The organism is Paraburkholderia sp. FW306-02-B (genome assembly GCF_058782725.1).
In genome coordinates, this window is record NZ_JBYSXZ010000001.1 from 2796885 (window position 1) to 2809451 (window position 12567).

Here is a 12567-nt window from a genome sequence, read left to right on the forward strand (position 1 = left end):
AACAAGCGCAGCACTTACCTCTTTACTCGCTGTAGAAATTCTGCGCGCCGGCGAAGTTGTCGAACTTCGTGAATTGGCCGTGGAACGTGAGCCGAACAGGTCCGATCGGACCATTCCGCTGCTTACCGATGATAATTTCCGCCGTGCCCTTGTCCGGACTGTCCGGGTTATAGACCTCGTCGCGGTAAATGAACAGGATCACGTCCGCATCCTGCTCGATAGCGCCGGATTCGCGCAGGTCCGACATGATCGGCCGCTTGTTCGGGCGCTGCTCCAGGCCACGGTTCAGCTGCGACAATGCGATCACCGGCACGTCGAGTTCTTTGGCAAGACTCTTCAGCGAACGCGAGATTTCCGAGATTTCGGTCGCGCGGTTTTCACCCGACGACGAACCGCTCATCAGTTGCAAATAGTCGATGATGATCAGACCCAGCTTGCCACACTGGCGCGACAGCCGGCGCGCGCGCGAGCGCAATTCCATCGGGTTCAGGCCGCCGGTTTCGTCGATGAAAATCTGCGCCTCGCTCATCTTCTGCACCGCGTGCGTGAGCTTCGGCCAATCTTCGTCGGTCAGACGCCCGGTTCGCATCCGGTGCTGGTCGAGCCGGCCGACCGAGCCGAGCATACGCATCGTCAGCTGGGTGCCCGGCATTTCCATCGAAAACACTGCGACCGGCAGGCCGTACTCGACCGCGACGTATTCGCCGACGTTCATCGAAAACGCCGTTTTACCCATCGACGGACGGCCCGCGACGATGATCAGCTCGCCGCCGTGCATACCGGAGGTCATCCGGTCCAGATCGACGAAGCCCGTCGGCGTGCCGGTCACGTCGCTCGGATTGGCGGTGTGATACAGCGTGTCGATCCGCTCGACCACTTCCGTGAGCAGCGGCCCGATTTCAAGGAAGCCCTGGGTGCCGCGCGCGCCGTCTTCGGCAATCGAAAACACCTTCGATTCGGCCTCGTCCAGCAACTGGCGAACTTCCTTGCCTTGCGGATTGAACGCGTCAGCGGAGATTTCGTCGGCCACCGACACGAGACGGCGCAACACCGCGCGATCGCGCACGATTTCCGCGTAGCGGCGGATATTGGCCGCGCTCGGCGTGTTCTGCGCCAGCGCGTTCAGATAGGCAAGACCGCCGACCTCTTCCGCTTTGCCCGAGGTGCCGAGCGCCTCGTAGACCGTAATCACGTCGGCCGGACGCGTTGCCGCGATCAACTTGCCGATGTGCTCGAAGATGATCCGGTGGTCGTAGCGGTAAAAATCGCTCTGCGACAGGAAGTCGGCGATGCGGTCCCAAGCCGCGTTGTCGAGCAGCAAGCCGCCCAGCACCGATTGCTCGGCCTCGATCGAATGCGGCGGGACTTTCAGCGACTCGAGTTGGGGATCTTTGGACGGTGCGTTCATGGAGAGGGATTATCGGGGTAAATGCGCGCGGAGGGAAATCTAAAAACTGGTAGGGAACGCATCGAAAACCGGGCACAAAAAAGGCAGGGGCCGGTCACCCGGCCCCTGCCTTTTTGCCAGCAACGTCCTGGCCGATGCTACCTGATGCTTAGACGTGTTCGCCGATCACAGCCACCGTCACATCGACGAGAACGTCGGTGTGCAGCGAGATCTGTACGGCGTGGTCGCCAACGATCTTCAGCGGGCCTTCCGGCAGACGCACTTGCGCCTTTTCCACTGCGAAACCTTGCTTGACCAGTGCGTCAGCGATGTCGGCGTTCGTCACCGAGCCGAACAGACGGCCGTCGACGCCAGCCTTCTGACCGATCTGAACCGTCGAGCCTGCCAGCTTTTCGCCTTGAGCTTGAGCGGCAGCCAGCTTTTCAGCGGCGACCTTTTCGAGTTCAGCGCGGCGAACTTCGAATTCAGCCAGGGCTTCCTTCGTTGCACGGCGAGCTTGCTTGTTCGGGATCAGGAAGTTACGTGCGTAACCGTCCTTGACCTTCACGATATCGCCCAGGTTGCCCAGATTGACGACTTTTTCCAGAAGAATGATTTGCATTCGGATGCTCCTTATCGCGTCGTCGGGTTAGGCCTTGTGCTGGTCGGTGTACGGCACCAGCGCGAGGAAACGTGCGCGCTTGATTGCCGTATCCAGCTGGCGTTGATAGTGCGACTTCGTACCCGTGAGACGCGCCGGCGTGATCTTGCCGTTTTCGCCGATGAAGTCCTTCAGCGTTTCGAGGTCCTTGTAGTCGATGTGATCGACGTTAGCGGCCGTGAAACGGCAGAACTTCTTGCGCTTGAAGAGCGGATTTTGTTGCTGACGACGCTTGTCGAATTTCTTACCAGTCGGGCGGGGCATGTTCAGTCCTTTCCAATGTCCTGCAATTCTGTGATGTGAAATACCAGAGTTCTTGCGTTGCGGTGCTTTTTCGCCAGGAAGCCTGTGAAGAGCGTTTCTACGCCCATCTGACAGCTTTCCAGCTTACCGCTCGCCTCGCCTGCGGCTACCGCCTGCATGGTCAGTTCGACTTGCCGGGCAATGCCGGCTTCGACGACTTCCGTGCGGTGGTGCAACGTGCAGCCTGCAATCGGAACGCCGGCGGGGGTATACCGCACCGGTTCGCGTTCGACGACGCTGGCCGTAAGTTGCAGCCGATTCATGTACCCTTTGACGAGAACGACGCTTGATCTGGTAGCTTAAATAGTGTGTCTTAAGCCTGCGCTTCGGACGGTTGCGTAGCAGCCGACTTCTTGGCTTCTTCGCGCTGCACTTCCTTCATCATCGGCGACGGGCCGGTTTCGGCCTTCTTCATCTTGACGATCAGGTGACGCAGAACAGCGTCGTTGAACTTGAATGCGTGTTCCAGCTCGTCGAGCGTGGTTTGGTCGCATTCGATGTTCATGCAGACGTAGTGAGCCTTCGCGAGTTTCTCGATCATGTAGGCCAGTTGGCGACGGCCCCAGTCTTCGATACGGTGGATCTGGCCACCGTGCGACGTGATCGTGCTCTTGTAGCGCTCGATCATGGCGGGCACTTGCTCGCTCTGATCGGGGTGCACAATAAAGACGATTTCATAATGACGCATACACACTCCTTGTGGACTTGTGGATTAAAGCCACCCGGGCGTCGGAACCGGTGTGGCAAGTGAGAAGCCGAAGAGTGTAACCCGATTAGGGCCGGGTTGCAAGATATCCCGTTAATCTGGCGCGCGAATCGGGTGTGTTTTCAAGGGTTTAGGCGGCTTCGGACGGGTTGGCGGAAGCCGCCCACGCGTACCGGCCCCTTCCGCGGCCTTGTCGGCTCGACCTCAGCCGCCGGCCCCATCGGCCGCCTCAACCACCCTCCGTCCGCTCGTTGCCGCCTTGCAGACGGGCCTTCAGCGCCGTTTCGAGGCCGCTCAACGCGTCGGGCGCGGCGTCGGTAATCGCCCACCAGGTCATGCCTTCGGCGTTCCAGTGCGCGAGCGAGTAGCCTTCGCGGGAAACCGTCCGCGCAGCCGGGCCGTTCACGCGCAGCCCCGCGGCTGCCGCGCTGTTCTCGGGAAACACATATACGTCGATCACGTGCTTGCGATAGCGGTACACCAGCACCGCCACCCGCTGGTGCGCGAGGTAATCCAGCCGCCCACCTTCCAGCGCGAAACCGTTCGCGGCCAGGTCTTCGACCGGCGGCGAATAATCGAGCCGGCCGTTGAACCATGGCTTCACCGTATGCCGATCCGTCGAAATCACGTCGATGTCATGGCTGGACAGCTGCGCCCTGACGTGGCTCTCGACCAGTTCGTCGGTGAATGGCGCGACATCCGCCGGACGGTGCAGGTTCAGCGTGACGCCCGCCGCCACCGCACACAATGCGACGACCAGCGCCGCCAGCCAGCCTTGCCCGATGAGTCTGCTCGCCCCGGCAGCGCCGCTCGCCCCGCCAAAGCCGCCCTGCGGACCACGCAAACCGTCGAGCCAGCCAAGCCAGTGCCGCTTGCGTGGCGGCGGCTGACGGGTTTCGGGCGCTGACACGGCTTCGGCAGTCGGCGGCAGCGACTCGACGATCCGCGCACGCAGCCCGTCCGGCGCCCGGTGATACGGCGCCGCGCGCAGCGACTGCTTCAGCGCATGCAGGCTTTCGCTTTCGCTCCGGCAGGCATCGCAACTATCAATATGCTGCTGGACGCGCAGCGCATCCGGCGCAGACAATTCCCGGTCGGCGCTCGCGTCGAGGAGCGGCCGCGCTTCGTTACAGTCCATCTGGCGTCTCCTGAGTGAGGCCGGCGGCGGCTGCGCCGGTATTGTTGGGTGGCCGGCCATTGGAGGCCGCCCGAAGCGGTGTGACGGAAGCCGTTGGCCCCGCGCATGCCGAAGACATCGTGGCGCGCGGTGGCCCCCCGCCCTCGTTGACCGCCAACAGCGCGGCCAGTTTGCGGCGGCCTCGCGCGAGTCTCGACATCACCGTGCCGATCGGCACGTCGGCCACCATCGCGATTTCCCGATAACCCATCTCTTCCAGCTCGCGCAGGATCAGCACCTCGCGGTACTCGACAGGCAACTGCGCGAGCGCCTCGTGCACGCGCTTCGCGTCCTCGTCGCGGATCAGCAGCGTTTGCGGATCGGCGCCGCCCGCGCTCCAGCCCTCGAAGGTGGCGTCGTCCATGGTGTCGTCGAATTCGACCACCTCGTGCGACGACGCGCGCCGCCGCCACTCCGTGTACCAGGTGCGGCGTACGATCGCCATCAGCCAAGGTCTGGCCGAATCGCCGCGGAAGGTGTCGAAGAAACGGAACGCACGCATGAATGCTTCCTGCACGACGTCGTCGGCATCGTGGGCGTTGCCGCACAACCAGCGCGCAAGGTTGTACGCGGCGTCGAGGTGCGGCAGCGCCAGTTCCTGAAAACGACGGCTACGCGCTGCGTCCGCGTCGGCATTGACGTGCGCGCCAGCGTCATCTGAATCGGTTTCACCCACCTCGGCCCTCCAGGGCATTGCGGCTACGCTGTGTGACTCGTCTTCACGAGATAACCGGCCACAGGCCGAGTTTATTCCCGCCGCCGCATGGAATCCGCAAAAAAGCAGGAAAGACCGCGAATCATGAACCGCGGCACTCAACGATGAGTAGCGCAATCCCGGGCGATTGCGCGAAAAGCAGGCACGAGCGGCCCGCGCGCTAGTAAGTCGCGCGGTTCCAGTAATCCTCGTCGGCGTACACCTCTTTCAGATAATCGATGAAGTAGCGCACCTTGGCCGGCACATAACGCTGCTGCGGATACACCGCGAGAATGTCGTAATCGGGCAGCGCGAACTCGTCGAGCACGGTTTCGAGTTCGCCGCGCCCCAGTTGCTGGTGGATTTCCCACGTAGAACGCCAGCCGAGGCCGAGCCCCTCGGAGACCCAGCGATGCAGCAGCTCGCCGTCGTTGCAATCGAGCGTGCCGCCCACGCGCACCGTCGCCAGCTTGCCGTTGCGGCGAAAGTACCAGCCTCGGTTCTGGCCGCCTTGCAGATTGAACGCGAGGCAGTTGTGGCGCGGCAGGTCTTCGAGCGTTTTCGGCTTGCCGTATTTGCGGAAGTACTCCGGCGTGCCGCACACCACGCGCCGGTTCGAGGCCAGCTTCACCGCGACGAAATTCGGATCGACCGCGCCGCCGATCCGGATCGACAGGTCGTAGCCCTCGCGCACCAGATCCACCACCCGGTCGGTCAGATTGAACGACACCTGCAATTCCGGCTTGTCGGCGAGAAAGGCAGGCGCGAGCGGCGCGACGTGCTTGCGCCCGAACGCGGCCGGCGCCGACACGATCAGATGGCCGTTCACCGCGCGCCGTCCGGCGCTCAGCTCGTTTTCCGCCTGATCCCATTCGGTGAGCAGGCCGCGGCAACGCTCGAGAAACGCCGCGCCGTCTTCGCTGACGACCAGCCGCCGCGTCGAGCGGTACATCAGCTTCACGCCGAGGCGCTTTTCCAGGGCGTCGATGCGGCGCCCGAGAATCACCGGCGACACGCCCTCTTCCAGCGCGGCAGCAGCGAGGCTGCCCGCGTCCGCGACGCGCACAAAGGTTTCGATCTGTTTGAAGCGGTCCATGTTCGTCTCCTGTCAGTCTCGCCGGCAATCCCTGCACATGCCGCTATGCCCGGCATTCCATACTTTTTGTTTCGGAATAAGCGACCTGGACTGATCTTATCAAACCTTTAGGTCAGGCCTAAAGTGCGATCAACACCCTTAGTTCGCAGATCCCCAGACATTCAGGAGACATTCATGGCCAAGATGAGAGCCGTCGACGCAGCCGTGCTGGTGCTCGAAAAAGAAGGTATCGACACCGCATTCGGCGTTCCGGGCGCAGCCATCAACCCGTTCTACTCGGCCATGCGCAAGGCAGGCAACATCAGCCACGTGCTGGCGCGTCACGTCGAAGGCGCTTCGCACATGGCCGAAGGCTATACGCGCGCTCAGCCGGGCAACATCGGCGTGTGTATCGGCACGTCAGGCCCCGCCGGCACCGACATGATCACCGGTTTGTACTCCGCTCAGGCCGACTCGATTCCTATTCTGGCTATCACGGGCCAGGCGCCGCGCGCGCGTCTGTACAAGGAAGACTTCCAGGCCGTCGATATCGAATCGATCGCCAAGCCCGTCACCAAATGGGCCGTCACCGTGCGCGAGCCGGCGCTGGTGCCGCGCGTGTTTCAGCAGGCATTCCACCTGATGCGCTCGGGCCGTCCGGGTCCGGTGCTGGTCGACCTGCCGATCGACGTGCAACTCGCCGAAATCGAGTTCGACATCGACACCTATGAACCGCTGCCGGTCTACAAGCCGAAAGCGACCCGCAAGCAGATCGAAGCCGCGCTGACGCTGCTCAGCGATTCGGACAAGCCGCTGATCGTCTCCGGTGGCGGCGTACTCAACGCAGCCGCTGAAGACCTGCTCGTGACGTTCGCCGAAACCGTCGGCGTGCCGGTGATCCCGACGCTGATGTCGTGGGGCGCGATTCCCGACGACCATCCGCTGATGGCCGGCATGGTCGGTCTGCAAACCTCGCACCGCTACGGCAACGCGACGATGCTCGCCTCCGACTTCGTACTCGGCATCGGCAACCGCTGGGCGAACCGTCACACGGGCAGCGTCGAGGTGTACACGAAGGGCCGCAAATTCGTGCACGTCGATATCGAACCGACGCAGATCGGCCGCGTGTTCGGCCCTGATCTGGGCATCGTCTCGGACGCGAAGGCCGCGCTCGAGCTGTTCGTCGAAGTGGCACAGGAATGGAAAGCCGCCGGCAAACTGAAGGACCGCAGCGCATGGGTCGAAGACTGCCAGCAACGCAAGCGCACGATGCATCGCAAGACGCACTTCGACAACGTGCCGATGAAGCCGCAGCGCGTGTACGAAGAGATGAACCAGGTGTTCGGCCGCGATACCTGCTACGTGAGCACGATCGGGTTGTCGCAGATCGCCGGCGCACAATTCCTGCACGTCTACAAAGCGCGCAACTGGATCAACTGCGGCCAGGCAGGCCCGCTCGGCTGGACGATTCCGGCGGCGCTCGGCGTGCGTGCGGCTGATCCGCAACGTCCGATCGTCGCGCTGTCGGGCGACTACGACTTCCAGTTCATGATCGAAGAACTGGCCGCCGGCGCGCAATTCAAGCTGCCGTACGTGCATGTGGTGGTGAACAACTCGTACCTCGGCCTGATCCGCCAGGCACAGCGCGCGTTCGACATGGACTTCTGCGTGCAGCTCGGCTTCGAGAACATCAACTCGCCGGAAACGAACGGTTACGGCGTGGATCACGTGGCTGTTGCTGAAGGTCTGGGTTGCAAGGCGATCCGCGTGTTCAAGCCGGAAGAACTGAAGCCCGCACTGCTGAAAGCGCAATCGATGCTGTCCGAGTTCAACGTGCCGGTGATCGTCGAAGTGATTCTCGAGCGCGTGACCAACATTTCGATGGGCACCGAGATCGACGCGATCAACGAGTTCGAAGAGCTGGCCGAAAAGCGCGCAGATGCGCCGACCGCCATCATCAGCATGCTCGACTGAGCTTCCTGACTTTGCATCACGTGAGCGGTTCGGAAGCAATCAGCAACCGGGCCGCCTCATGAAGCTATTCCACTGACCGACCAGCGAGACCTACGCGCCATGCCGAAATTTGCAGCGAATCTAACCATGCTGTTCAATGAAGTCCCGTTCCTCGAGCGCTTTCAGGCAGCCGCGGACGCGGGCTTCAACGCCGTCGAATTCCTGTTTCCGTATCCGTATCAGATCGCCGAACTGAGCGAGCGTCTGCAACAGAACCGCCTGAAGCTGGTGCTGCACAACCTGCCCGCCGGCAACTGGGAAGCGGGTGAACGCGGCATCGCGTGCCTGCCGGACCGCGTGGGTGAGTTCCAGGAAGGCGTCGGCCGCGCGATCGAATACGCGAAGGCTCTGAAGGTGCCGCAACTGAACTGCCTCGTCGGCATTCCGACCGCGGGCGTCGATGCGGAAAAGGCACGCTCGACGATCGTCGAAAACCTGCGCTTTGCCGCAGGCGAACTGAAGAAGGCCGGCATCAAGCTGCTGGTCGAGCCGTGCAATTCGTACGACATCCCGGGCTTCGCGCTGAACCGCTCGGGCGAAGGCCTCGACGTGATCTGCGCAGTCGGCTCGGACAATCTGTTCCTGCAATACGACATCTATCACATGCAACGGATGGAAGGCGAACTCGCGGCGACGATCAAGAAGAACCTGCCGCAGATCGCGCACATCCAGCTCGCCGACAACCCGGGCCGCAACGAACCGGGCACCGGAGAAATCAACTACCCGTTCCTGTTCGACCTGCTCGACTCGCTCGGCTACGACGGTTACGTCGGTTGCGAATACAAGCCGCGCACCACTACCACGGCCGGCCTCGGCTGGGTGCAGAGCGTGGCCGGGCAAACACGCGGCGCAGCCCACGCCGCCGCCTGATTCAATCAGGCACATCACGCCCCGAAGGAAGTCCCCCTGGGGGACCCCAAACAACACTGGAGATTTAGAAACATGGCGAAGATCGGTTTTATCGGCCTCGGCATCATGGGCGCGCACATGGCGCGCAACCTCATCAAGGGCGGTCACTCGCTGTTCGTGAACGGTGCGTACCCGGTGCCGGAAGATCTGAGCAAGACGACCAGCGTGGTCGCCAATTCGACCGCTGTCGCACAAGCCGCCGACATTGTCATCATCATGGTGCCGGACACGCCTGATGTCGCCAACGTGCTGTTCGCCGACGACGGCGTCGCCGCCGGCCTCACGCAAGGCAAGCTGGTGATCGACATGAGCTCGATCTCGCCGCTCGACACGCAGGCGTTCGCGAAGAAGATCAATGCCCTCGGCGTCGATTACCTCGATGCGCCGGTGTCCGGCGGCGAAGTCGGCGCGCGTGAAGCGTCGCTGACGATCATGGTCGGCGGCCCGGAAAAGGCTTTTGCGCGGGCCTTGCCGCTGTTCGAACTGATGGGCAAGAACATCTCGCTGATCGGCGACAACGGCGCGGGTCAAACCTGCAAGGTCGCGAACCAGATCATCGTCGCACTGAACATCGAAGCCGTGGCTGAAGCACTGCTGTTCGCTTCGCGCTCGGGTGCCGATCCGGAACGGGTTCGCCGCGCGCTGATGGGCGGCTTCGCTTCGTCGCGGATTCTCGAAGTGCACGGCGAGCGCATGACCAAGCGCAAATTCGATCCGGGCTTCCGCATCGAACTGCACCAGAAGGATCTGAACCTCGCGCTCGACGGCGCACGCAAGCTAGGCATCGCTCTACCGCATACGGCGAGCGCGCAGCAACTGTTCAGCGTGTGCGCGGCGAACGGCGGCAAGGCATGGGATCACTCGGCGATGGTGCGCGCACTGGAAATCATGGCGAACTACGAAGTCGCGCAAGCGCCGGATAGCGAAGCAAAGGCTGCTTGACGCATTTCCTGCAGAGGCCGGTTGCACGGGTCGCACACTTGACCCGCCGTATCGGAGCGAACCGCGACAGGCCACTCAGGGAGTGTCCAGCGAGCGTCAAAAGCAGCACATAAAAGCAACATCAAGCAGTTACACAGGGTGCCGTGATCGTTGCATCGTCATCGTCACGGCAATCGCAGGTGGGGCGCCCGGTTCGTCGTGCGGCATGTGCGGCGGAGCGGGCAAATCGTGCCGCTCTGGGCTGAGAGCGGCAAGTGGGGTCCGCAGCGGCACCCGGCGGCGCCGGGGAAGCCTTGGTCGGTCAGACGTCGTCGTCGGGTGTCCGGCTGTCGGATTTCATGTACAGGCTTTTTCCACCAATTTCTCGCAGCGGCTGTTTTGTGCATGCCGCTTGCTTGCACTTTCTTGCGCCCTTCCCCAACCTTAAAAATCCGGGTCAGGTGCTGGTGATTCCGCCGGCTCAATAAGCCTATGTAACCCAATCGCCGTACGCCGAAACGACAACGCGGCGCTCAGGGCAGATGCCTTGAGCGCCGCGTTTTCAGTAAACCTCTACGCGTGCGACGTAGCCAGAGCGCCGCTTCAATACGTATCGAACACCTTCTGCAACGCCACCGCTCCGGTGCCGCCCGCGGCCAGCGCCAGCATCAGCAGCACGCGCGCCTTGTACGGGTTCAGCGACCCCGCGCTGACGAAACCCAGCGCATCATCCGCGGCGGCGCCGTTGCGCATCACATGCCCGGAACCCACCCTCGACGAACGCACCACCGCGACGCCTTGCGAGGCCGCGTCGGCCAACGCCTGCTGCATCGTCGCGTGAATCGAGCCGTTACCCGTGCCCGCCACCACGATGCCGCGCACGCCGGCGGCGACCAGCGCATCCACGGCGATCCGCGATACGCCCGCATAGCTCACGACGATCTCCACATGCGGCCACTTCGCGCCGATCACGAATTCGGTCGCGACCGTATGCGGGCGCACCACGCTGCGCTGGAATTCAACCCGGCCGTCCTGCACCCAACCGAGCGCGCCGATTTCCGGCGACTGGAATGCATCGACAGCGTAGGTGCTCGTCTTGACCACATCGCGAGCGCTGTGGATCCGGTTGTTGAACGCGACCAGCACGCCCTGCCCGCGCGACGCGTCATTCACCGCGACCGTCGCGGCGTTGAGCAGATTCAGCGGGCCATCGGCGGAAAGCGCCGAGGCCGGGCGCATCGCCGCGGTCAGCACGACCGGCTTGGCGGACTTGATCGTCAGATGCAGCAGGTACGCGGTTTCTTCGAGCGTATCGGTGCCGTGCGTGATCACCACGCCGTCGATTTCGTCGGACGCCAGCAGCGTGTTGACGCGTTGCGCGAGCGTGGTCCATAGCGGCATCGCCATGTCTTTGCTGTCGACGCTGGCAATCTGCTCGGCTTGAATCCGCGCGACGGTAGACAAGGCCGGCACCACGGCCAGCAGTTGATCGACGCCGACGACGCCCGCCTGATAGCCGGACGTATTGGTGGCGTCCGCGGCCGCCCCGGCAATCGTGCCGCCGGTCGCCAGCACGGCAATACGAGGCAACAGCGGTGCCGGCGGCGGCGTTGCGCCGTCGTCAGAAGGCGTCGCGGAAGAGGAAGTCAAAGTATTCATGGCGGCGATTGTAAGCGATGCGCCGCGCGCCGCAATGCGTTTAAAAACGCATTGCCGTTCGTTTTATGCCAGGTCAGCGCGGGCCACGGCGGCCCGCTCCCCATCAAACTGATTAAACCGCTTCGCGCAGTTGCGCGGCGATCTCCGCTTCGTTCAACTGCGGCGCGAACATCTCGATCAGCCGATAAGCATACGCGCGCAGGAACGCGCCCTTGCGCAACCCAACCCGAGTCGTGCTCGCTTCGAACAGATGCTGCGTATCCAGCGCGACCAGCTCCGTGTCGCGCTTCGGATCGTAGGCCATCGCCGCGACCACGCCGATCCCCATGCCGAGTTCGACATAGGTCTTGATCACGTCCGCGTCGATGGCGGTCAGCACCACGTCCGGCAATGCGCCCGCTTTCGCGAACGCCTGGTCGATGTGCGAACGGCCCGTGAAGTCCTGGTCATACGTGACGATCGGGAATTCGGCGATCTCGTCAAGCGTCAGATTCGGCCGTCCCACCAGCGGATGGCCCTTGGGCACGACCACGATGTGATGCCATGAATAGCACGGGAACGTGACGATATCCGGGAAACGGTCGAGCGCTTCGGTCGAAATGCCGATGTCCGCTTCGCCGTTGATAATCATCTGCGCGATCTGCTGCGGGCTGCCCTGGCGCAGCGCCAAATGCACCTTCGGAAACACCTCGGTGAACTGGCGGATCACCTTCGGCAGCGCGTAACGCGCCTGCGTGTGCGTCGTCGCCACGACCAGGTGGCCGCTGTCCTGATCGGCGTATTGGCGCGCGACGCGGCGCAGATTCTCCGCGTCGAGCAGCATCCGCTCGATCAATTGATGCACCGCTTTGCCCGGCTCGGTGAGCCCCGTCAGACGCTTGCCGCGCCGGATGAAAATATCGACGCCGAGTTCGTCTTCGAGATCCTTGATCTGTTTCGATACGCCCGACTGCGACGTGTACAACACGTTCGCCACCTCAGTCAGATTCATGTTCTGACGCACGGCCTCGCGCACGAAGCGCAATTGCTGGAAGTTCATTTGTATGTCTCCGGTTCAGCCAG

Annotated in this window: 13 protein-coding genes; 3 read left to right on the forward strand and 10 right to left on the reverse strand. The window is 62.8% G+C overall.

Annotated elements, in window-relative coordinates; genetic code table 11:
- Positions 1-22 precede the first annotated feature (22 nt).
- The 8 genes from AC3WOG_RS12345 to AC3WOG_RS12380 form a co-directional block, all read right to left on the reverse strand.
- Complete coding sequence (locus tag AC3WOG_RS12345) at positions 23-1408, reverse strand: replicative DNA helicase (RefSeq protein ID WP_410832829.1); 1386 nt, start codon at positions 1406-1408, stop codon at positions 23-25.
- 148 nt (positions 1409-1556) lie between these two features.
- Positions 1557-2009: a 50S ribosomal protein L9 gene (rplI, locus tag AC3WOG_RS12350; protein WP_492578267.1), complete on the reverse strand. Its 453-nt coding sequence runs from the start codon at positions 2007-2009 to the stop codon at positions 1557-1559.
- Between the two features lie 27 nt (positions 2010-2036).
- Positions 2037-2312 carry a 30S ribosomal protein S18 gene (rpsR, locus tag AC3WOG_RS12355; RefSeq protein WP_012432802.1) on the reverse strand — a complete coding sequence of 92 codons (276 nt, stop codon included), beginning with the start codon at positions 2310-2312 and terminating at the stop codon, positions 2037-2039.
- A 2-nt stretch (positions 2313-2314) separates the two neighbouring features.
- Positions 2315-2614: a primosomal replication protein N gene (gene priB, locus AC3WOG_RS12360; RefSeq protein WP_341312313.1), complete on the reverse strand. Its 300-nt coding sequence runs from the start codon at positions 2612-2614 to the stop codon at positions 2315-2317.
- Positions 2615-2664: 50 nt separating this feature from the next.
- The gene (gene rpsF / locus AC3WOG_RS12365; protein WP_006048823.1) at positions 2665-3039 is read right to left on the reverse strand and encodes a 30S ribosomal protein S6; all 375 of its coding nucleotides are present in this window, start codon (positions 3037-3039) and stop codon (positions 2665-2667) included.
- A 247-nt stretch (positions 3040-3286) separates the two neighbouring features.
- Entirely contained in the window at positions 3287-4195 is a 909-nt protein-coding gene (locus AC3WOG_RS12370; protein ID WP_492578268.1) for an anti-sigma factor, read from the reverse strand.
- The gene (locus AC3WOG_RS12375; RefSeq protein WP_492578269.1) at positions 4185-4910 is read right to left on the reverse strand and encodes an RNA polymerase sigma factor; all 726 of its coding nucleotides are present in this window, start codon (positions 4908-4910) and stop codon (positions 4185-4187) included. Before AC3WOG_RS12375 ends, AC3WOG_RS12370 begins: the two co-directional genes overlap by 11 nt.
- A gap of 199 nt (positions 4911-5109) precedes the next feature.
- Positions 5110-6024 (reverse strand): LysR family transcriptional regulator, encoded by a 915-nt coding sequence (locus tag AC3WOG_RS12380; RefSeq protein WP_341312316.1) that lies wholly within the window; start codon positions 6022-6024, stop codon positions 5110-5112.
- A gap of 174 nt (positions 6025-6198) precedes the next feature.
- Here AC3WOG_RS12380 and gcl point away from each other — a divergent pair, with 174 nt between their 5' ends.
- The 3 genes from gcl to AC3WOG_RS12395 all read left to right on the forward strand — a co-directional run bounded on the left by gcl (position 6199) and on the right by AC3WOG_RS12395 (position 9867).
- On the forward strand, positions 6199-7977 hold the full coding sequence (gcl, locus tag AC3WOG_RS12385) for a glyoxylate carboligase (protein ID WP_492578270.1): 1779 nt from the start codon (positions 6199-6201) through the stop codon (positions 7975-7977).
- Between the two features lie 99 nt (positions 7978-8076).
- The gene (gene hyi, locus AC3WOG_RS12390; protein WP_492578271.1) at positions 8077-8886 is read left to right on the forward strand and encodes a hydroxypyruvate isomerase; all 810 of its coding nucleotides are present in this window, start codon (positions 8077-8079) and stop codon (positions 8884-8886) included.
- 72 nt (positions 8887-8958) lie between these two features.
- On the forward strand, positions 8959-9867 hold the full coding sequence (locus AC3WOG_RS12395) for a 2-hydroxy-3-oxopropionate reductase (protein WP_492578272.1): 909 nt from the start codon (positions 8959-8961) through the stop codon (positions 9865-9867).
- A gap of 582 nt (positions 9868-10449) precedes the next feature.
- On the opposite strand, the gene AC3WOG_RS12400 is transcribed toward AC3WOG_RS12395, so the two are convergent.
- Together AC3WOG_RS12400 and AC3WOG_RS12405 are read right to left on the reverse strand one after the other, a co-directional pair.
- On the reverse strand, positions 10450-11505 hold the full coding sequence (locus AC3WOG_RS12400; RefSeq protein ID WP_492578273.1) for an asparaginase: 1056 nt from the start codon (positions 11503-11505) through the stop codon (positions 10450-10452).
- A gap of 112 nt (positions 11506-11617) precedes the next feature.
- On the reverse strand, positions 11618-12544 hold the full coding sequence (locus tag AC3WOG_RS12405; RefSeq protein ID WP_341312321.1) for a CysB family HTH-type transcriptional regulator: 927 nt from the start codon (positions 12542-12544) through the stop codon (positions 11618-11620).
- Between the last annotated feature and the right edge of the window lie 23 nt (positions 12545-12567).

Coding starts and splice junctions, on each gene's coding strand:
- priB (WP_341312313.1), bottom strand. CDS start 2,614: ATGAATCGGCTGCAACTTACGGCCAGCGTCGTCGAACGCGAACCGGTG.
- rpsR (WP_012432802.1), bottom strand. CDS start 2,312: ATGCCCCGCCCGACTGGTAAGAAATTCGACAAGCGTCGTCAGCAACAA.
- hyi (WP_492578271.1), top strand. CDS start 8,077: ATGCCGAAATTTGCAGCGAATCTAACCATGCTGTTCAATGAAGTCCCG.
- AC3WOG_RS12380 (WP_341312316.1), bottom strand. CDS start 6,024: ATGGACCGCTTCAAACAGATCGAAACCTTTGTGCGCGTCGCGGACGCG.
- rpsF (WP_006048823.1), bottom strand. CDS start 3,039: ATGCGTCATTATGAAATCGTCTTTATTGTGCACCCCGATCAGAGCGAG.
- gcl (WP_492578270.1), top strand. CDS start 6,199: ATGGCCAAGATGAGAGCCGTCGACGCAGCCGTGCTGGTGCTCGAAAAA.
- AC3WOG_RS12400 (WP_492578273.1), bottom strand. CDS start 11,505: ATGAATACTTTGACTTCCTCTTCCGCGACGCCTTCTGACGACGGCGCA.
- AC3WOG_RS12345 (WP_410832829.1), bottom strand. CDS start 1,408: ATGAACGCACCGTCCAAAGATCCCCAACTCGAGTCGCTGAAAGTCCCG.
- AC3WOG_RS12395 (WP_492578272.1), top strand. CDS start 8,959: ATGGCGAAGATCGGTTTTATCGGCCTCGGCATCATGGGCGCGCACATG.
- rplI (WP_492578267.1), bottom strand. CDS start 2,009: ATGCAAATCATTCTTCTGGAAAAAGTCGTCAATCTGGGCAACCTGGGC.
- AC3WOG_RS12405 (WP_341312321.1), bottom strand. CDS start 12,544: ATGAACTTCCAGCAATTGCGCTTCGTGCGCGAGGCCGTGCGTCAGAAC.
- AC3WOG_RS12370 (WP_492578268.1), bottom strand. CDS start 4,195: ATGGACTGTAACGAAGCGCGGCCGCTCCTCGACGCGAGCGCCGACCGG.